This is a genomic window from Thalassospira tepidiphila MCCC 1A03514 (genome assembly GCF_001662875.1).
Lineage (GTDB): Bacteria > Pseudomonadota > Alphaproteobacteria > Rhodospirillales > Thalassospiraceae > Thalassospira > Thalassospira tepidiphila.
The window spans coordinates 1-19,383 of the sequence record NZ_JPVZ01000009.1 but is presented as its reverse complement, the minus strand read 5'-3'; the positions used below and the strand labels follow the sequence as shown (position 1 = coordinate 19,383).

15 protein-coding genes and 1 tRNA gene are annotated in these 19,383 nt (G+C 54.3%); 13 read left to right on the top strand and 3 right to left on the bottom strand.

The window, feature by feature from the left end; all coding sequences use genetic code 11:
- Positions 1-2 precede the first annotated feature (2 nt).
- Entirely contained in the window at positions 3-1,580 is a 1,578-nt protein-coding gene (locus tag TH4_RS16610; protein ID WP_064782081.1) for a cryptochrome/photolyase family protein, read from the bottom strand.
- 263 nt (positions 1,581-1,843) lie between these two features.
- Here TH4_RS16610 and bfr (TH4_RS16605) point away from each other — a divergent pair, with 263 nt between their 5' ends.
- The 5 genes from bfr (TH4_RS16605) (at position 1,844) to TH4_RS16585 (ending at position 6,385) form a co-directional block, all read left to right on the top strand.
- Positions 1,844-2,320: a bacterioferritin gene (gene bfr, locus TH4_RS16605; protein WP_008891826.1), complete on the top strand. Its 477-nt coding sequence runs from the start codon at positions 1,844-1,846 to the stop codon at positions 2,318-2,320.
- Between the two features lie 21 nt (positions 2,321-2,341).
- A complete protein-coding gene (gene bfr / locus TH4_RS16600; protein WP_008891825.1) occupies positions 2,342-2,833 on the top strand; it encodes a bacterioferritin in 492 nt (163 codons plus the stop codon).
- A gap of 174 nt (positions 2,834-3,007) precedes the next feature.
- Positions 3,008-5,479: a heavy metal translocating P-type ATPase gene (locus tag TH4_RS16595; protein ID WP_083997152.1), complete on the top strand. Its 2,472-nt coding sequence runs from the start codon at positions 3,008-3,010 to the stop codon at positions 5,477-5,479.
- A 9-nt stretch (positions 5,480-5,488) separates the two neighbouring features.
- Complete coding sequence (gene cueR, locus TH4_RS16590; RefSeq protein WP_008891823.1) at positions 5,489-5,878, top strand: Cu(I)-responsive transcriptional regulator; 390 nt, start codon at positions 5,489-5,491, stop codon at positions 5,876-5,878.
- A gap of 30 nt (positions 5,879-5,908) precedes the next feature.
- Positions 5,909-6,385: a c-type cytochrome gene (locus TH4_RS16585; RefSeq protein WP_245227966.1), complete on the top strand. Its 477-nt coding sequence runs from the start codon at positions 5,909-5,911 to the stop codon at positions 6,383-6,385.
- 74 nt (positions 6,386-6,459) lie between these two features.
- Here the strand turns inward: TH4_RS16585 and TH4_RS16580 are convergent, their stop codons facing one another.
- Together TH4_RS16580 and TH4_RS16575 are read right to left on the bottom strand one after the other, a co-directional pair.
- Positions 6,460-7,572: a sensor histidine kinase gene (locus TH4_RS16580; protein ID WP_064782005.1), complete on the bottom strand. Its 1,113-nt coding sequence runs from the start codon at positions 7,570-7,572 to the stop codon at positions 6,460-6,462.
- A gap of 35 nt (positions 7,573-7,607) precedes the next feature.
- The gene (locus TH4_RS16575; RefSeq protein ID WP_064782004.1) at positions 7,608-8,858 is read right to left on the bottom strand and encodes a D-amino acid dehydrogenase; all 1,251 of its coding nucleotides are present in this window, start codon (positions 8,856-8,858) and stop codon (positions 7,608-7,610) included.
- A 195-nt stretch (positions 8,859-9,053) separates the two neighbouring features.
- Between TH4_RS16575 and TH4_RS16570 the strand changes: the two genes are divergently transcribed.
- From TH4_RS16570 to TH4_RS16535, 8 genes are all read left to right on the top strand, one after another.
- Positions 9,054-10,517: a bifunctional ADP-dependent NAD(P)H-hydrate dehydratase/NAD(P)H-hydrate epimerase gene (locus TH4_RS16570; RefSeq protein WP_064782003.1), complete on the top strand. Its 1,464-nt coding sequence runs from the start codon at positions 9,054-9,056 to the stop codon at positions 10,515-10,517.
- A 149-nt stretch (positions 10,518-10,666) separates the two neighbouring features.
- Positions 10,667-12,073: a malonyl-CoA decarboxylase gene (locus TH4_RS16565; protein WP_064782002.1), complete on the top strand. Its 1,407-nt coding sequence runs from the start codon at positions 10,667-10,669 to the stop codon at positions 12,071-12,073.
- A 167-nt stretch (positions 12,074-12,240) separates the two neighbouring features.
- Positions 12,241-12,325, top strand: a tRNA-Leu gene (locus TH4_RS16560).
- Positions 12,326-12,438: 113 nt separating this feature from the next.
- Positions 12,439-13,911, top strand: coding sequence for a trigger factor (tig, locus tag TH4_RS16555; RefSeq protein WP_008891817.1), 1,473 nt, complete (start codon positions 12,439-12,441; stop codon positions 13,909-13,911).
- A gap of 44 nt (positions 13,912-13,955) precedes the next feature.
- Positions 13,956-14,585, top strand: coding sequence for an ATP-dependent Clp endopeptidase proteolytic subunit ClpP (gene clpP / locus TH4_RS16550; RefSeq protein WP_008891816.1), 630 nt, complete (start codon positions 13,956-13,958; stop codon positions 14,583-14,585).
- A gap of 301 nt (positions 14,586-14,886) precedes the next feature.
- Positions 14,887-16,152, top strand: coding sequence for an ATP-dependent Clp protease ATP-binding subunit ClpX (clpX, locus tag TH4_RS16545; protein ID WP_008891815.1), 1,266 nt, complete (start codon positions 14,887-14,889; stop codon positions 16,150-16,152).
- A 141-nt stretch (positions 16,153-16,293) separates the two neighbouring features.
- On the top strand, positions 16,294-18,705 hold the full coding sequence (gene lon / locus TH4_RS16540; protein ID WP_008891814.1) for an endopeptidase La: 2,412 nt from the start codon (positions 16,294-16,296) through the stop codon (positions 18,703-18,705).
- 263 nt (positions 18,706-18,968) lie between these two features.
- Positions 18,969-19,241, top strand: a complete 273-nt coding sequence (locus TH4_RS16535; RefSeq protein WP_008891813.1) for an HU family DNA-binding protein — start codon at positions 18,969-18,971, stop codon at positions 19,239-19,241.
- Positions 19,242-19,383 lie beyond the last annotated feature (142 nt).

The window sequence follows — 19,383 nt, the reverse complement described above, 5'->3', positions numbered from 1 at the left end:
CCTCAGAAAAGGCTGCCTTGTTCTGATACGGTATCAAACTTGCCATCATCAAGTTTGCGCAAGAATGCGTCGGCCTGTGCGATCAGATCGCGCTTATTGTCGTCCTTCATGCGGGCCCAGTTGCGGTATGGCATGCCAAGGCGCGGATTGTTGCCAAGTTTGTCGGCGTTGCGATCCAAAAAATGCCAGTAAAGCGCATTAAACGGGCAGGCATCCTTGCCAGTGTTGTTGCGCGGGTTGTACTGGCAGTCCTTACAGTAATCCGACATGCGGTCGATATATTTGCCGCTGGCCGCATAGGGCTTTGATGCCATCTTGCCGCCATCGGCATAAAGCGCCATGCCAAAGGTGTTGGGAAGCTCAACCCATTCAAACGCATCGATATAGACCGCCAGATACCAGTCGCAGACTTCTTTGGGATCAAGCCCGGCCAGCAGGGAAAAATTGCCAATCACCATCAAGCGCTGAATGTGGTGGGCATAGGCATTTTCAAGCGTTTCACCAATCGCCTGTTTCAGGCAATTCATCGGCACATCGCCATCCCAGAAGAATTCGGGCAGGGGGCGTTTGGCATCAAAATGATTGCCGCTGCCGTAATCCGGGCCAAGATACCAGTAAAGCCCGCGGACATATTCCCGCCAACCAAGGATCTGGCGAATAAACCCCTCAACCGCATTCAGCGGTGCCTTGCCCTCATGATAGGCCTTCTCGGCCGCCCGGCAGACTTCATCAGGCAACAACAGCCCGGTATTGAGGCACGGACTGATCAGGGAATGATAAAGGGTGGCACTTTTGACCGTCATTGCATCCTGGTAATCGCCAAACTGCGCCAAGCGATGCTTCATGAAATGATCAAGTGCCGCAAGCGCATCTTGGCGGGTGACCGGCCAGCCAAATGACGCAACATCCCCCAGTGCATCGGGGAAGTCATCGCAAACGCGATCAAGCAAACCTTGCGTGATTTTGTCGGGTGCAAATGTCTTTGGCGTCGGGGGCGTCACATCATCGGGCAGGCTTTTGCGGTTGTCGTGATCAAAGTTCCATTGTCCGCCAACCGGCTTGCCATCGGGTTCCATCAGGATGCCGGTATCGCGTCGCAAACCGCGATAGAAATACTCCATCCGGAGTTCCTTGCGGTCCTTGGCAAAATCCTCGAATGCCGAAAGCGGGGCAAAGAACCGGTCATCGGCGCGCACATCAACCGAGATATCAAGGTCTTCGGACCATGTATCGATTTCATGTTTGACCCGCCATTCACCGGGCTCGGTGATGATGACTTCTTTGACGTTGTGCTCGGTAACGGCCGCTTTCAGGGCGTCGGTGAAGGATTTGGTCGGATGGTTTTGATAATCGAAATATGCGACGTGAAATCCGTTTTCGCGCAACTCCTCGGCAAAGTGGCGCATCGCAGACAGGATCATCACGATTTTCTGGCGATGATGGGGGACATAGGTGGCCTCATCATGCGGCTCTGCCATGACGATCAGGTCCTGATCGGGATCGGCGTCCTTCAGGCTTGAAAGCGACGGTGTCAGTTGATCCCCAAGGATGAAACGAATGGTTTGAAAGTGCTGCTTCATGTTTTGCTTCAATTGATTGCACGGCAGTTGCGAGTCGTACGAAAACATCCGGGCACAAGATCTTTGCAAAGGGCAATTTCACCGAACCGATTTTCATTCTCAGGGAAATCCGTGCGAATGATTTTTAGTCATTCACCCCAACTGGCTTATTTCGGGAAAATCGGCTAAATTATTGATAATGGTAATCAAAGGCGCGTTTTTTCCTTGAAACAAGCCGGGTGGATTCCCACTATCTGCATAGCCCAACCATCAGGAGAGCCATGATGAAAGGTGATCCCAAGATCATCACATATCTTAATCGCATTCTGACCAACCAGTTGACTGCGATTAACCAGTATTTCCTGCATGCCAGAATGCTGCGGGACTGGGGCGTGGAAGAAATGGGCGAGTATGAGTACAAGCTCTCGATCAAGGAAATGAAACGCGCTGACGACACGATTGAGCGCATTCTGTTTCTTGAAGGTCTTCCCAACCTCCAGAACCTCAACAAACTGATGATCGGCGAAAATGTCGAAGAGATCATCAGTTGTGACATGAAGTTTGAATTGGCGTCTCTGCCGCTTCTGCGCGAAGCCATCACCGCCTGTGAAAAGGCCGAAGACTTTGTGACGCGCGATCTGCTTGTGAAATTCCTGGAAGAACAGGAAGAGCACGTTGATTGGCTTGAGACTGAAGAATGGCAGCTCGAAAATGTCGGGATTGCAAACTACATCCAGAGCCGTTCAGGCGACGGCGACTAACCAGATCAGGAGTATTACGCCATGAAGGGTAGTAAAAAGGTCCTCGCCGCGCTGAACAAACAGCTCACTGCCGAACTGTCGGCGGCGGATCAGTACAACACACATGCTGAAATGTATGCCGATTGGGGCCTGCATTCGCTGTACGAACGCATGCATCACGAAAAGGATGAGGAGCTTGAACACGCAAAGCGTCTGATCGAGCGTATCCTGTTCCTTGAAGGCGTGCCCGATACCGCATCGCGCGAACCGATCAAGATCGGCAAAACCGTGCCCGAGATGATGAAAAACGATCTCGAACACGAATATCATGTGATCAATCTTCTGAAAAAGGCGATCAAGATCGCCGAAGCAGAGGACGATTTCCAGACCCGTCAGATGCTGGTCGCCCTGCTTGATGACAGCGAAGAAGATCACGCCTATTGGCTGGAACAGCAGATCCGTCTGATCGACATGATGGGCCTGCCGAACTACATCCAGTTCCGCGCAGCCGGGGAACCAAGCCCGGAAGGCTGATCATAAGCCAGCAAACAATTTTCAGAAGGCCCCGGCAATGTCCGGGGCTTTCTTTTTGGTATCAGAGGCTTAGCTCTGCATTTTTATATATCGCTTTTTTATCTTGACCTTCCAGTTGCTGGAAGGTCTATCGTGCCCCATATCTTGTAATAACCCCTTTTTGAGGTGCGTGATATGGATCGCCGAACAGACGAGTACGATACCGCAGCAGGCGGTGGGGCATCCGTGCAGCCGACTGCCAATACCAGCGAAGTGAACCTCGAGATCGAAGGCATGACCTGTGCAAACTGTGCAGGCCGCGTTGAAAAGGCCATTGCTGGTCTCGATGGTGTTTCTGATGTCACCGTGAACTTTGCGCTTAACAGTGCAAATGTGCACTTTGATGACAGCAAGCTTGATACATCCAAAATCGCCGAGGCGGTCGCGGATTCAGGCTATAGCGTCGTGACCCAGCAGCTTTCCTTTGATGTCGATGGCATGACATGCGCGAACTGCGCTTTGCGGGTTGAAAAGGCACTTTCGGCATTGCCGGGCGTCACCACGGCAAGCGTCAATTTCGCGCTGGAACGTGCCGATATCTCGGCCCTTTCGGGCAAGGTCAATGATGCCATCGCGATCAAGGCGATCGAGGATGCCGGCTATCACGCAACGTCACGCAACAAATCCGGATCCGAAGACGGTGATGCAGACGAGGCGACACGCAACGAAAAGAAACAGGACAAGTCCCTGATCCTTCTTGCGGTATCGGCATTGCTGACCGCACCACTGGTTTTGCAGATGGTCTGGATGAACCTTGGTGTGTCCTATCATCTGCCGGCATGGGTTGAACTTGCGCTTGCAACCCCGGTTCAGTTCTATATTGGTGCGCGCTTCTATCAGGGGGCTTACGCGGCCCTGCGCCATCGCAGTGCCAATATGGATGTGCTGGTCGCACTCGGGACATCGGCGGCCTATTTCCTCAGCCTCTATAACATGCTGACGGCCAATGCCGGTCAGACCCATCTTTATTTCGAAGCATCGGCTGCGATCATTACCCTGATCCTTGCGGGTAAAATCATGGAAGAACGCGCCAAGCGCGGGGCATCAGCCGCCATTCGTGAATTGATGGCACTGCGCCCACGGCGTGCGCGCAAGGTGGTCGCCGGTGAAGGCGAACAGGATGTCGCGATTGAAAGTCTTTCGGTCGGTGATATCGTTCGCGTTTTGCCGGGCGAACGTGTGCCGGTCGATGGCAAGGTTCATGCCGGTGAAAGTGAACTGGATGAAAGCCTGATCACCGGGGAAACCCGACCTGTGGCACGTGTTAGTGGTGATACTGTCGTTGGTGGCGCTGTGAATGGTACCGGACGCCTTGATATCGAAGTCAGTGCGGTTGGCGATGATACGACGCTGTCGCGCATCATTCGCCTGGTTGAAAAGGCCCAGACCGGAAAGGCCCCGGTTCAGAAGCTTGTCGACCGGGTATCGGCCGTGTTCGTGCCGATTGTAGTTGTTGTTGCTCTGCTGACCCTGGGCGCCTGGTTGTTTACCGGCTTTGGCGCAGAGGCATCGATCGTTGCCGCGGTGTCGGTGCTGGTGATTGCATGTCCTTGTGCGCTTGGTCTGGCAACGCCGACTGCGCTGGTGGCCGGTACCGGCAGTGCTGCACGCAACGGAATTCTGATCCGTAATTTCGAGGCGCTTGAACAGGCCCACAATGTCGATACCGTCATCTTTGATAAAACCGGCACCCTGACGGAAGGTACGCCGACCGTACGCGATATCTGCCCGGTTGAGGGTGTTGACCGTAATGAGTTGCTGCGCCTGACAGCAGCCGTTCAGGCCGCCAGCGAGCATCCCCTGGCGCGTGCGGTTGTCTCGATTGCCAAGGATGAAGGTGTATCACTGCCCGATATCGATAACTTCAAGGGCAAAACCGGTGCCGGTGTCATGGCCGATGTTGAAAAGCACAAGATCGCGATTGGCAGCGAAGCCTTGCTGAGTGATCTTGATATCGCAGGTCCACCACAGGATCTGGCAAAGGACATCAAGAAACACGAAGGCGAAGGCAGAACCGTTATTCTGGTTGCGATTGATGGTACGTTTGCCGGTTACCTGACCCTTGAGGATCGCATTCGTGAAGGTGCCAAACAGGCGATTGCCGATCTGAAGGCACGCGGCATTTCATCGATCATGTTGTCGGGTGACAGTCAGGATGTCGCAAGCCACGTGGCACGCGAACTTGGCCTGGAACGCGGCGAAGGCCGTATTCGCCCGCAGGACAAGGCGCGTGAAGTCGAAAAACTCCGCAAGGAAGGCCGTCATGTCGCCATGGTTGGTGACGGCATCAATGATGCGCCTGCATTGGCCGCCGCCGATGTCGGTATTGCCATGGGTGGTGGCACCGATGTTGCCATGGAAACGGCTGGCATCACCCTGATGCGGTCTGATCCGGCACTTGTGTCTGCCGCGATCGATATTTCGATCGCCACGCGCCGCAAAATCGCACAGAACCTGTTCTGGGCCTTTGCCTATAACGTGGTGGGTGTTCCGTTGGCAGCATTCGGCGTGCTTAGCCCGGCGATTGCCGGTGCGGCGATGGCGCTCAGCTCCGTCTCGGTTGTTGGTAACTCGCTGACATTGCGGCGCTGGACAGTCCGGAAATAGGAGAGGGCGATGAACATTTCTGACGCCGCGACTGAATGCGGACTTCCGGCGAAAACCATCCGTTATTACGAGGATATCGGTCTGGTTTCGCCGGGGCGCCTGGCCAACGGGTATCGTGACTATGACGAAAACGATCTGCACAAATTGCGGTTCCTGCAACGTGCCCGCGGGCTGGGGTTTTCGGTCGAAGATTGCCGGGTGTTGCTGTCACTTTACGAGGACCGCAACCGTGCCTCTTCCGATGTAAAGGAAATCGCCAAAACCCATCTGGCAGAGATCGAACGCAAGATCGCCGAACTTCAAAGCCTGCGCGATACACTTTCCGACCTTGTGCAGTCCTGTCATGGCGATGATCGTCCGAACTGCCCGATCATCAATGATCTCGCCCGCAAGGCGTGATCCCGAAACACAGATGAATGAGAGAACACATTGAAGAATAAAGGTGTTATGGCGCTTGGCGCCCTTGTCGGTGCGGCGATTATGTATGGCATCGTCACGTTCTTTGGCCCGGATGCGATCGCGGATCAGGATGTGTCGTTGCGTCCCGGTGATCTGCAACTGGTGGCGCAGGGCAAGAAGATCTATGACGCAAACTGTGCTTCCTGCCACGGTGCAAGACTTGAGGGCGAAGCCAATTGGCGGGAACGCGGTCCTGACGGTTTGCTTCCGGCACCGCCTCATGATGAAACCGGGCACACCTGGCATCACCCCGATCAGGTGTTGTTTGAACTAACCAAATACGGACCGGCAGCAATGGCCGGGGGTGACTATAAATCGGCCATGCAGGGTTATGAGGGCGTGCTGAGCGACGAGGAAATCATTGCCAGCCTGTCTTATATCAAAAGCCGCTGGCCCAAGGACGTCATCGCGCGGCACGACCAGATCAATCAATCTGCGGCCCATTAAGGCCTGAAGATCAAAAGACCCGCCTCGGACATGTCCGGGCGGGTCTTTTGCAACATAGAGTTAACGATATCAGGTTATGGTCGGGGCAGGGTAATGCGCACGGTCGTGCCCTTGCCAAGATCGCTTTCGATACTAAGCCTTCCGCCATGCAGTTCGACCAGAAGCTTGGCCAGCGGCAGGCCAAGACCGGTGCCGACACTTTCCTTCACCCCGGATGGATGAAGCTGCGAGAACCGGGCCAGCGCACGGGGAATGTCATTCGGGCTCATGCCGACACCATTATCCTCGACCGCAAAACTCACGTCTTCGTCGGTGGTGGTCAGTCCGATGCGGATCTTGCCGTGTTCGGGTGTGAATTTTGCCGCGTTACTCAGGATATTGATCAGGATCTGTTTGAGCTTCAGCTTGTCACACAGCATCGAAACCGGCTGATCCGGCAGATCGAATTCCAATTGATGGCTGCGACGCGAAATATCATCCCCGACAAGCCGGGCGGCATCGCGTATCACCGAACCAAGATCAGCCTCTTCAAGCTGTAAGGTCATCGAACCGGCAGACAGTTTTGATACATCCAAAACATTATTGACCAGTTCAAGCAGATGCTTGCCCGCCTCGTAAACGTCACGGCCACATTCGCGATACCCGTCGGGCAGATCGCCAAGAACCCCATGCGCAATCAGTTCGGAGTTGCCGATAATCGCATTAAGCGGGGTGCGCAATTCATGGCCCATATTGGCGATAAAATCGGATTTTGACGCGTTGGCATCCGATTGATTGCGGTTTTGCTCCATCAGGGTGCGTTCGGCCTGTGCCTGACGGTCATTTTCAAGCAATGTCATCAGCACCGCGGTGCGCGTTTCATTGTTCTGGCAATATTCAAGCGGCGCAATAGACAGATCGCAGACGTGGCTTTCCTTGGCGGCACCGACCAGAATGATATCGCCGCGCCAGGTCCGGCCAGAAGAAAACACATCTTCGATGTCGCTCATCAGGCCCTTGGAAATGAAACCGGCCTTGCGGCCCAGCATGCGATCACGCGAAACGCCGATCAAACGCGCGATGGCCTCGTTACATTGCATGACGATGCCGTTGCGATCACAAATGACGGCGGCATAGGGCAGGGCGTTCAGAACAACCTGGTCGGCCAATGGCACATTGGTTGAACCAATTGGTGTGTTGCTGGTCATGTCAGCCCGTGATCCCATAATAATCAGGTCGTCCGCTAAAAGCGGTCGATACCCAGCCCCGTCAGAGAGATGTCAGGGGTCTTGTCGCTGATGAGATCGGCGACTGCTTTTGCTGATCCGCAACTCATCGTCCAACCCAACGTCCCATGCCCCGTATTAAGGTATAGATTAGCATACTTCGTATCCCCAAGAACAGGGGCAGAATCCGGCGTTACCGGCCGCAAACCCGACCAGAAATCGATGCTGGAGCGATCACCTGAATTCGGGAATAATTCCAGTGCTTTATCAACGATAAGTTTTTGTCGGCGTGGCGACATCCGAAGGTTATAGCCATCAAGCTCTGCCGTGCCGGCAACCCTAAGATGTGTTCCAAGTCGTGAATACACCATTTTCACACTGTCATCGATCAGGGCCGTTTCCGGTGCCCCGGAATAGCCGGTGGTATCGATACTGATGGAGTATCCCTTGCACGGATAAATCGGCAATTTGATGCCAAGCGGGGCCAGCATCAGCGGGCTATAGCTGCCAAGACAGACCAGAAAGGCATCCGCATGGATGTCACCCTGGTCTGTTTGAACACAGGTGATCTTGCCCTGATCATGGACAAGGCCGGTGATGTTGGTGTTGAACTGAAACGATGCGCCCTTGGCGATGCAATGTTCGCTCAGACGTTCGGTGAATTTACGCGCATCACCGCTTTCGTCATCGGGCGTAAAACTGCCACCAATGATCGGGGCGGTGGCATCACGCAGGGCCGGTTCGATGGTAAGGCATTCCTCGGACGATACAAGTCTGCGTTTAAGCCCGTATTCCTGCATCTGGGCGGTGGCCTTTTCGACCGCGACCATGTCCTGCTCAGTGCGGCAGATATGCAGGATGCCACGTGTGCTATGATCGTATTCAAGATCAAGCTCGTCGCGAAGCGTGCGCAGGCAATCGCGGCTATAGATCGCAACCCGAAGCGCCTTTTCCAGATTGATCCTGGCCCGCGCATCGGTGCAGTTGCGCAAGAACCGCAAGCCCCATGAAAACAGCTGCGGGTCAAAGCGCATCCGAAACAGAAGCGGTGCTTCTTCCCGGCCAAGCCAGCCGAGGATTTGTTTCGGGGTGGATGCATTCGCCCAGGGGGTTGCGTGACAGGCAGAAATCTGACCGCCATTGGCAAAGCTTGTTTCCTGCGCACTGGCATGCCGACGATCAATGACCGTAACCTGATGACCATTTTGCAAAAGATACCAGGCCGCCGTTGTCCCGATGACCCCGGCGCCCATGACGACTACATGCATGCGGGCAAAGCCTTGCTGCGGAAAGTTTCGTGTTGCGGTCTGATGGTCAGCCTTTCTGCCAACTATCCGACATGCGAATTTCGCTGCACTATAGTGGGGTGAAATTTAAATGGCTACAGTCGACTGGACCTGTTTTAAATGCTGTCTTGATGCACAACGCAGACCGGAAGTTCACGACAAGGATGACGGGGTGAAATGTTTGAAATCCTGACAACCGATCAAATGTACGAAGCAGACCGCCGCACGATCGAAGGCGGCATTCCCGGCGACGTTTTGATGCAAAATGCCGGTCGCGCCGTGTTTGAGGAAATCATCCGTCACTGGTCACCGCGTTCCGTATCTGTGTTGTGTGGCCCCGGCAATAACGGCGGCGATGGTTTTGCCATTGCCAAGCTTCTTCGCGATGAAGGCTGGTCGGTGCGTTTGGGTCTGATGGGCGATGCTGCTGACCTAAAAGGGGACGCCGCCCTGCATGCCGCCCGTTGGGAAGGGGCGACCGAACTTCTTTCACCGGCCCTTGTTGTTGGCGCGGATCTGGTGGTCGATTGTATTTTCGGGGCCGGGCTTGCGCGCGCCATTACCGGTGATCTGGCCGAACTTGTCACCACAATCAATTCAAGCCCGTGCAGCGTTGTTGCGGTCGATGTGCCATCGGGGGTTGATGGCAATACCGGTATGGTTCTGGGTGTCGCAGTCAAGGCGGACCTGACCGTGACGTTTTGTCGGGCAAAGCCCGGGCATTATCTTTTGCCGGGGCGTTTGATGTGCGGTGAACTGGCCGTGCGCGATATCGGCATAACCGATCAGACGGTGCTTGATATTGCGCCGGCCTGCTGGCGAAACGATCCGGTTTTGTGGCGGGCAGGCATCCATTGGCCGGGGCTTGAAGGCCACAAATACCATCGCGGGCATCTTTTGGCCTTTGGTGGCGCTACCATGACCGGGGCAACCCGCCTTGTGGCGCGTGCCGCACGCCGATCCGGGGTGGGGCTTCTGACCATCGTGGCAGATGCGCAGGCGTTGCCGATCTACGCATCCGATGCGCCGGGCAACATGACTGCCCCGATGTCTGCGTTTGATATGCTTGTGAATGACTGTCGTCATAATGCCTTTGTCATCGGGCCGGGATTTGGGGTGGGCGATGATACCCGTGCCCTTGTTCTGAAACTTTTGCATCTGTGCCGGGCGACGGTGCTTGATGCCGACGCACTCACAAGCTTTGCCGAAGATCCGTCTACCTTGTGCTTTGCCGTACAAGGCCCGACCGTCCTGACCCCGCATGAGGGCGAATTTGCCCGCCTGTTTCCCGATATTACCGGTGACAAGCTTTGTCGGGCACGCGCAGCGGCCAAACGCTGCAGCGCCACTGTCCTGATCAAGGGGGCTGATACGGTGATTGCCGCCCCCGACGGGCGGGCAGCCATCAGTGCGGTCGATGTGCCTTGGCTGGCAACCGCCGGATCGGGCGATGTATTGGCCGGGATCATTGGTGGTTTGATGGCTCAAGGCATGGACAGTTTTGACGCCGCTTGCATGGGTGTATGGCTTCATGCACGAAGCGGGGCGGATATTGGCCCCGGCCTGATTGCCGAAGACATTCCGGAACATCTTCCGGCTGTTTTGCGTGAACTGTGGCTGGCATCGCGCAAAAAGGCATGACGTGAACTAAGATGAATAAGAAGTCACCGCAGCCGCTGGCACTTGCGGTATAATCACCCGATATAAAAACGGTATGGCGTGATGGGATGGATCATCACGCATTGAGGAAACGATTTGAAGTTCTTCTGATATCGGAGTGGGAGACAGGCATGTCTCAGACGTTTCTCGACAGAACCCTTGATAACCTTCGTGGCGCCTGGCGCGAACTGCGCGATAGCCCGGTGGTGCGTGGTCTTGGTTTTGATGAAAGCCAGACCCGCCAGGATCGTTGGCGTGAACAAATCGCCGATTGTCTGGCAAGGCGCGGTGGGGCGGTATCGGCCCGTGCGCGTGCAGCCGCCCTTGGACATGATTTCTTGCGCCTTGATGATGCGGGGAAACGTGAATTCCTGCATCTTCTGGTCAATGAATTCGGGGTGGATCGCGACCGTGTTGCGGCTGTTATGGCCGATTGGACGGCGGCTGATGATCTGGCCGAACAGGCATTGCTTGAAACTGAACTGCGTGCCGCACTGGTGCCGCCATTTCGTTTGATCCTCAAGGAATTCAATTCATTACCACAAGGTGTGAAGTTCCTGGTTGATCTGCGCGCCGACCTTTTGCGCTGGCGCAAGGAGGCCCCGGGACTTGCCATTCTGGAACGCGACCTCAAGACACTGCTGGCAAGCTGGTTTGATATCGGCTTTCTGGAACTGAGCCGCATCACGTGGAATTCACCGGCAGCCCTTTTGGAAAAACTGATCGCCTATGAAGCCGTTCACGCCATTCAAAGCTGGGATGACCTTAAACGTCGACTGGCATCAGACCGGCGGTGTTTTGCCTTCTTCCATCCCGGAATGCCGGACGAGCCGCTTATTTTCGTGGAAGTCGCGCTTGTGAACGGGATTGCCGGTAACGTCGATGAACTGATCGAAAGCAAGGATGACGATTTGGGTAGCTCGGAAAAGGCGCCCAAAAGCGACACGAAGCCCGACACGGCGATCTTCTATTCAATCTCGAACGCGCAAGCCGGATTGGCGGGAATCAGCTTTGGCGATTTCCTGATCAAACGTGTGGTCGCGCAATTGCAACGCGATCTGCCGCATCTCAAACAATTTTCAACCCTGTCGCCGATACCGGCACTGCGCAGCTGGATGGACCGGCAGCTTGATATCATGGCCAAGGGTGAGGAAACCGGCCTGCCCAAGGCGATTGAGGCGGCCCTAACAGATTGTGATAACCTGATGGGGCCAAAACCACCTGCCACCAGCCCGGACGGGGTTTCGGAGCGCACACGCGCAAATATCGAGTACCTGACGGCGTGGTATCTTTTGAATGCCAAGCGTCCCGGCATGGACACCGCCTTTGACCCGGTCGCGCATTTTCATCTGAGCAACGGTGCGCGGGTTGAACGGCTGAACTGGAACGGCAATGCCAAGGAAAATGGCTGGAACCAGTCATTCGGGATGATGGTGAACTATCTCTATGACCTTTCGACCATCGAAAAAAATCACGAAAGTTACGTCGGACAGGGCAAAATCGCGGTTTCCAGTGCCGTAAAACGTCATTTCCGCTAGGGGGGCGTCACCTAAAATCGGCTGATTGCCGTCGATTTAGGCCCTGTTTGATGGATATTTTCGACAAGATTGCGTTTGTCGAAAAGGCGATGCTTGCATGAGGGGATCGAAGTTTGTATTAAGGCGCACTCATTCCGGTGTGACCGGAGTGATTTCTATGCTTGTGTGCGGGTGTGGCGGAACTGGTAGACGCGCTGGATTTAGGTTCCAGTGGAGCAATCCGTGGGGGTTCGAGTCCCTTCACCCGTACCATAAGCAGGCTGAAAATTTGACCGGGTACCATATTCGTTTAGTCGTATTGACTTTCTGACGTCCGGACTGCGTCGCGTAACGGACATTATTCGAACCAAGCAAAAGAGTTATCTATGCAGGTTACTGAAACCAAAAACGAAGGCCTGGCGCGCGAGTTCAAAGTCGTCGTGCCCGCCGCACATATCGAAGAAAAAGTCGTCGCCAAACTTGACGAGATCAAGGATCAGGTTCGCCTGCCGGGCTTCCGTCCGGGCAAGATTCCGGCGAAACTCCTGCGTCAGCGTTACGGCCAGGCCGTCATGGGCGAAGTCCTTGAAGCCGCTGTCAACGAAAACACCGGCAAGGTTCTGAACGACAATGACCTGCGCCCGGCTGTCCAGCCGAAAATCGAAGTCACCAAATTCGATGAAGGCGGCGATCTGGAATTCGACATCGCAGTCGAAATCATCCCGGCCATCGAAGCAATGGACTTCAAAAAGCTGAAGCTGACCCGTGAAGTTGTTGAACTTGACGACAGCAAGGTGAACGAAACCCTCGAGCGCATCGCATCCGCACAGGGTACGACCGCACCGCTCGCGCGTAAGCGCAAGTCCAAAGCCGGTGACGTTGTTGTCATCGACTTCCTGGGTAAAATCGACGGTGAAGCGTTCGAAGGCGGCAAAGCCGAAGATTACGAACTTGAACTCGGTTCGGGTTCCTTCATCGAAGGTTTCGAAGATCAGCTGACCGGTGTGAACGCTGGTGACGAAGTCGTCGTCAAAGTGAAATTCCCGGAAGCTTACGGTGCTGCCGAACTCGCAGGCAAAGACGCTGAGTTCGACGTAACCGTTAAGGAAATCAAGGAAAAGAAACCGGCTGAGCTGGATGATGAACTGGCCAAGAAACTCGGTCAGGACAGCCTTGAGTCCCTGAAAGAAGCGATCCGCAAGGACTTTGGCCGCGAATACGAATCGGTTTCCCGTCAGAAAATGAAGCGTCAGCTTCTTGACGCGCTGGCTGAAAACCACAGCTTCGAACTGCCGAAGTCGCTCGTTGAAAACGAACTCGAAGGCATCATCGGCCAGATCAAACAGGCCCGTGAAGCTGGACAGGAAGACGACGAAACCAAAGGCAAGTCCGAAGAAGAGCTGACCGAAGAGTTCCGCGAAATCGCAGAACGTCGCGTTCTTCTGGGGCTTCTGCTTGCAGAAGTCGGCCGTGAGAATGAGATCCAGGTCACTCAGGAAGACGTCAACAAGGTCCTCGTTGCCGAAGCCCAGAAATATCCGGGCCAGGAACAGCAGGTTATCGAATTCTATAAAAATAACCCGCAGGCCTTGCAGGCGCTTCAGGGCCCTGTATATGAAGACAAGGTCGTTGATTACATCGTCGAACTCGCCAAGGTAGAAGAAAAAACCGTTTCGGTTGAAGACCTTCTGAAGCCGGAAGAGGAAGACGAAGCTCCGAAGAAGAAATCGGCTGCTAAGAAAGCACCGGCGAAAAAGGACGCAGAGAAAAAGGCTCCGGCTAAAAAAGCCCCGGCCAAGAAAGCTGCAGCCAAAAAGCCGGCCGCTAAAAAAGCTGCTGACAAATCCGAAGACAAGTAATCCGGCCGGACACGGTTTAGGATCATGCAGGGAGATTGCAGTTGATGATTGAAGAACGGATGAATTCGCTTGTACCGATGGTCGTTGAACAGACCAGCCGTGGCGAGCGTGCCTATGACATCTTTTCGCGCCTTCTTAAGGAGCGCATCGTTTTCATCAACGGTCAGGTCCATGACGGCATGTCGTCACTGATCTGTGCGCAGTTGCTGCATCTCGAATCGGAAAATCCGGATAAGGATATCTCGCTTTACATCAACTCACCGGGCGGTGTTGTGACCTCGGGTCTCGCCATCTATGACACCATGCAGTACATCCGTTGCGATGTCTCCACGGTGTGCATGGGGCAGGCGGCATCCATGGGCTCGCTGCTTCTGATGGCCGGTGCAAAAGGCAAGCGTTACTGCCTGCCCAATGCACGTGTCATGATCCACCAGCCGTCCGGCGGCTTCCAGGGTCAGGCATCGGACATCGAAATTCATGCCCGTGAAATTCTGGCTCTGCGTCAGCGTCTTAACGAGATCTATGTCGAACATACCGGCCGCGATCTCAAGACCATCGAAGACGCAATGGAACGTGATAACTTCCTCACCCCTGATCAGGCCAAGGAATTTGGTCTGATCGACGAGGTCGTTACATCGCGTCCGAAGCCGGAAAGTGATGAAAAGAAAGACTGATCACTCAGGTGTGATTGGTGGAAACGCCCCGGTGATCGGCCGGGGCGTTTTTTTATGTCTTGCCTCATGGCAGTTTTAAGTCATAGACAAGAGTATGTGCAGGCTTGGGCGTTATTGTTCGGAACTTGCTGGCCGCCCGAACGTTTGGGTGATTAGTGCAAGGGGTTTCGCAACCAAGATAGCGAACCCATATCAAACATGACGCCATAAAGCCGAAAAGCGCAGATTAAACGTTGAGATCGGTATCGTTTACCGGCTAACATGGCGATAAAAGATAACGTCAAACGTAATTGGGGTTTGTATGAGCAAATCGAATAGCGGGGACTCCAAGAACACTCTGTACTGTTCTTTCTGTGGAAAGAGCCAGCACGAGGTTCGCAAGCTCATCGCCGGTCCAACCGTGTTCATCTGTGATGAATGCGTAGAGCTTTGCATGGACATCATCCGCGAAGAGCACAAAACACATCTCGTCAAATCGGCAGACGGGGTGCCTTCTCCGCAAGAGATTTGCAAGGTCCTTGATGACTATGTCATCGGTCAGGGCCATGCGAAAAAAGTTCTCTCGGTCGCGGTTCACAACCATTACAAGCGCCTGCACCATTCCAGCAAGAATGAAGACATCGAGCTGGCAAAATCGAACATCATGCTGGTTGGTCCGACCGGTTGCGGTAAAACGCTTCTGGCCCAGACCCTGGCACGTATTCTTGATGTGCCGTTCACCATGGCAGATGCCACCACCCTGACCGAAGCCGGTTATGTGGGTGAGGATGTCGAAAACATCATTCTCAAGCTGCTGCAGGCTGCTGACTACAATGTCGAGCGGGCCCAGCGCGGCATCGTCTATATCGACGAAGTCGACAAGATTTCGCGCAAGTCCGACAACCCGTCCATCACCCGTGACGTCTCGGGCGAGGGCGTGCAGCAGGCATTGCTCAAGATCATGGAAGGCACTGTTGCTTCCGTTCCGCCGCAGGGTGGCCGGAAACATCCGCAACAGGAATTCCTGCAGGTCGACACCACCAATATCCTGTTCATCGTCGGCGGCGCATTCGCTGGCCTGGACAAGGTGATTTCCCAGCGTGGCAGGGGCAGCGCAATCGGCTTTGGTGCCGATGTCCGTGGCCCTGATGAACGCCGTGCGGGTGATGTTCTGCGCGAAGTCGAGCCGGAAGATCTTTTGAAGTTCGGTCTTATTCCGGAATTCATTGGTCGTCTGCCGGTTCTGGCAACGCTCGAAGACCTCGACAACGAAGCTCTGGTCCAGATTTTGACCGAGCCGAAAAACGCACTGATCAAGCAGTATCAGCGCCTGTTCGATATGGAAGACGTGAAACTCACCTTCCAGACGGATGCGCTCAAGGCGATTGCCGACAAGGCAATTGAACGCAAGACCGGTGCACGTGGTTTGCGCTCGATCATGGAAGGCATCCTGCTTGAAACCATGTTCGATCTGCCGACCATGGAAAGTGTCGAGGAAATCGTCATCAACGCTGACGTCGTTAATGGAAAGGCAAAGCCGTTGCTGATCCATGCAGAACGTCGTGAAGGTGTTGAAAATACTGCCTGAACGTAATTCCCGCACCGGCAACTATTGCGGTGCGGGAAATCCGGATTATCTAACGATTATCTAAAACATGTTCGCGTTGCTGGCGGGGCCTATGGCAGGACCGCACAGCAGCGTTACGGCTCAGAGTAGGGAAAGAACATAATGGTCGAATTGGCGCGTGGCGAAATATACCCGGTGCTGCCGTTGCGTGACATTGTCGTGTTCCCGCACATGATTGTTCCGCTGTTTGTCGGACGTGAAAAATCGGTGCGTGCGCTCGAAGATGTGATGCGCGAAGACAAGCAGATCCTGCTTGTCACCCAGAAAGACGCCGGTCTTGATGACCCGGCTGTCGAAGATCTCTATGAAATTGGTACTGTCGCAACTGTCTTGCAGCTTCTCAAGCTGCCGGACGGAACCGTAAAGGTATTGGTTGAAGGCGGGAAACGTGCCGAAATTACCGGCTACGTTGATAACCCGGAATTCTTCCAGGCCTATGGTTCGGTGCGTGAAGACAGTGACGAGGATGACAGCGAACTCGAAGCGCTGGCCCGTTCGGTCGTCACCCAGTTCGAACAGTACATCAAACTCAACAAGAAAATTCCGCCTGAAGTTCTGGTTTCGGTCAATCAGATCGAAGAACCGGCCAAGCTTGCCGATACGGTGGCATCCCACCTGTCGCTGAAGATTTCCGAAAAGCAGGAATTGCTGGAAACCAAGCTGGTTGGCGATCGTCTGGAACGTATTTTCGGCTTCATGGAATCCGAAATTGGCGTGTTGCAGGTTGAAAAGAAAATCCGCAACCGCGTCAAACGCCAGATGGAGAAAACCCAGCGCGAGTACTATCTGAATGAGCAGCTCAAAGCCATTCAGAAGGAACTGGGCGAGGGCGAAGATGGCAAGGATGAAGCTTCTGAAATCGAAGAGAAGCTGAACAAGGCCAAAATGCCCAAGGAAGCCAAGGAAAAGGCACAGGCAGAGCTCAAGAAACTGCGCAATATGAGCCCGATGTCGGCAGAAGCCACCGTGGTGCGCAACTATCTTGACTGGATGGTGTCTATTCCGTGGAACAAGCGTTCGCGTGTTTCACATGATCTGAAAAAGGCCAAGAAGGTGCTTGATAAGGAGCATTACGGTCTTGAAAAGGTCAAGGAACGCATCCTTGAATATCTTGCGGTTCAGGCGCGCACCAAAAAGGTCAAAGGTCCGATCCTTTGCCTTGTGGGTCCTCCCGGTGTTGGTAAAACCTCGCTTGGTAAATCAATGGCCAATGCGACCGGGCGCAGCTTTGTGCGCATGTCACTCGGTGGGGTTCGCGATGAATCCGAAATCCGCGGTCATCGCCGGACCTATATCGGGTCCATGCCGGGCAAAATTGTCCAGGGCATGAAAAAGGCGAAGTATTCCAACCCGCTCTTCCTTCTCGACGAGATCGAAAAGATGGGTTCGGACTTCCGCGGTGATCCGGCCTCGGCTCTGCTTGAGGTCTTGGATCCGGAACAGAACTCGACCTTTAACGATCACTATCTCGAAGTCGATTACGATCTTTCGGATGTGATGTTTGTCACCACGGCCAACTCGCTTCGCATGCAGCAGCCGCTGCTTGACCGTATGGAAGTCATCCGGATTTCCGGTTACACCGAAGACGAAAAAGTCGAGATTGCCAAACGTCACCTTATTCCCAAGCAGGTCAAGGATAATGGCCTGAAGAAAGGGGAATGGAGCATCTCGGACGAAGCACTTCGTGATCTGATCCGCTATTACACCCGCGAAGCCGGTGTGCGTAGCCTCGAACGTGAATTGGCCAAGCTGGCCCGTAAGGCGACCAAGCGGATCATGCTTGAAAACCTGAAAACGGTTCGTGTTACCCCGCGGACACTTGGTAAATATGCCGGTATCCGCAAGTTCCGCTTCGGCGAGACCGAGGGTGAAGATCAGGTCGGTGTTGTTACTGGTCTTGCCTATACCGAGTTCGGTGGCGATTTGCTTCAGATCGAATCTGTTACCGTGCCGGGCAAGGGCAACATGAAAACCACCGGTAAACTCGGTGAAGTCATGACGGAATCGATTCAGGCGGCGACCTCGTTTGTCCGTTCGCGTGCGGTTGATTTCGGGATCAAGCCGACCTTGTTCCAGAAACGGGACATCCACGTTCACGTGCCAGAAGGTGCCACCCCCAAAGACGGTCCTTCGGCCGGTGTTGGTATGGTGACTTCGGTTGTTTCGGTTCTGACCGGCAACCCGGTGCGCAAGGACGTTGCGATGACCGGCGAAGTTACGCTGCGTGGCCGTGTGCTTGCGATTGGCGGTTTGAAAGAAAAGCTCTTGGCTGCGTTGCGCGGCGGGGTAAAAACCGTTCTGATCCCGCAGGAAAACGAAAAGGATCTCGAAGAGATTCCGGACAACGTCAAACGCGGCATGGAAATCATTCCGGTGTCGCATGTTGACGAAGTTCTGAGCCACGCCTTGGTCAATCCGCTTGTCCCGATCGAGTGGGAAGAAGAGGTTGATGACGTTGCTGTCAAATCCAAGGACGGCGAAGAATCGGAAATCGGCGGTGTGACGACTCACTAAGGATCGTCAGAACGCGCAGAAAACAAGGGGGCCGACACTGTCGGCCCCCTTTTTCTGTGGATAACTTTGCCCAAGAATCGGCGCAGGAACATGTCGGGATTGGTGTAAAGCGCAAAAAATCGAAAAAAACGTCAAAAACCGCAGAAAACTGCGTCTCTCGCATTGACGAGCTGTTTGCGACCTGCTTACACTGCCCATGCAACAGGTTTGGGGCAAACCAAATTTCCTCATAACTCCGAACGTCCAAACAAGGGGGCCAGGAAGTGAATAAAAACGATCTCGTTGGAAGTGTAGCTGCTAAAGCTGATCTGTCCAAAGCTGACGCTGCAAAGGCAGTAGACGCTGTTTTCGATTCCATCACCGATTCTCTTAAATCCGGCGACGAAGTTCGTCTGGTTGGTTTCGGTACCTTCGCTGTCGCTGCTCGCGCTGCTTCAAAAGGTCGCAACCCGCGCACCGGTGAAGAAATCGACATCCCGGCATCGAAACAGCCGAAGTTCAAGGCTGGTAAAGGCCTTAAGGACGCCGTCAACTAAGTTTGACGATGTTCAGCTAAAAAATGCCGGTGACTTGCGTCACCGGCATTGCTTTTTGGAAAATCCATGCTATGTTCCGCTCCGCTTCGGGGCCATGGACCCCAAGAAGACGGGTGATTAGCTCAGCTGGTTAGAGCATCTC

Coding starts and splice junctions, on each gene's coding strand:
- TH4_RS16570 (WP_064782003.1), top strand. CDS start 9,054: ATGTTTGAAATCCTGACAACCGATCAAATGTACGAAGCAGACCGCCGC.
- TH4_RS16565 (WP_064782002.1), top strand. CDS start 10,667: ATGTCTCAGACGTTTCTCGACAGAACCCTTGATAACCTTCGTGGCGCC.
- clpP (WP_008891816.1), top strand. CDS start 13,956: ATGATTGAAGAACGGATGAATTCGCTTGTACCGATGGTCGTTGAACAG.
- cueR (WP_008891823.1), top strand. CDS start 5,489: ATGAACATTTCTGACGCCGCGACTGAATGCGGACTTCCGGCGAAAACC.
- TH4_RS16575 (WP_064782004.1), bottom strand. CDS start 8,858: ATGCATGTAGTCGTCATGGGCGCCGGGGTCATCGGGACAACGGCGGCC.
- bfr (WP_008891825.1), top strand. CDS start 2,342: ATGAAGGGTAGTAAAAAGGTCCTCGCCGCGCTGAACAAACAGCTCACT.
- bfr (WP_008891826.1), top strand. CDS start 1,844: ATGAAAGGTGATCCCAAGATCATCACATATCTTAATCGCATTCTGACC.
- clpX (WP_008891815.1), top strand. CDS start 14,887: ATGAGCAAATCGAATAGCGGGGACTCCAAGAACACTCTGTACTGTTCT.
- TH4_RS16595 (WP_083997152.1), top strand. CDS start 3,008: ATGGATCGCCGAACAGACGAGTACGATACCGCAGCAGGCGGTGGGGCA.
- tig (WP_008891817.1), top strand. CDS start 12,439: ATGCAGGTTACTGAAACCAAAAACGAAGGCCTGGCGCGCGAGTTCAAA.
- lon (WP_008891814.1), top strand. CDS start 16,294: ATGGTCGAATTGGCGCGTGGCGAAATATACCCGGTGCTGCCGTTGCGT.
- TH4_RS16580 (WP_064782005.1), bottom strand. CDS start 7,572: ATGACCAGCAACACACCAATTGGTTCAACCAATGTGCCATTGGCCGAC.
- TH4_RS16610 (WP_064782081.1), bottom strand. CDS start 1,580: ATGAAGCAGCACTTTCAAACCATTCGTTTCATCCTTGGGGATCAACTG.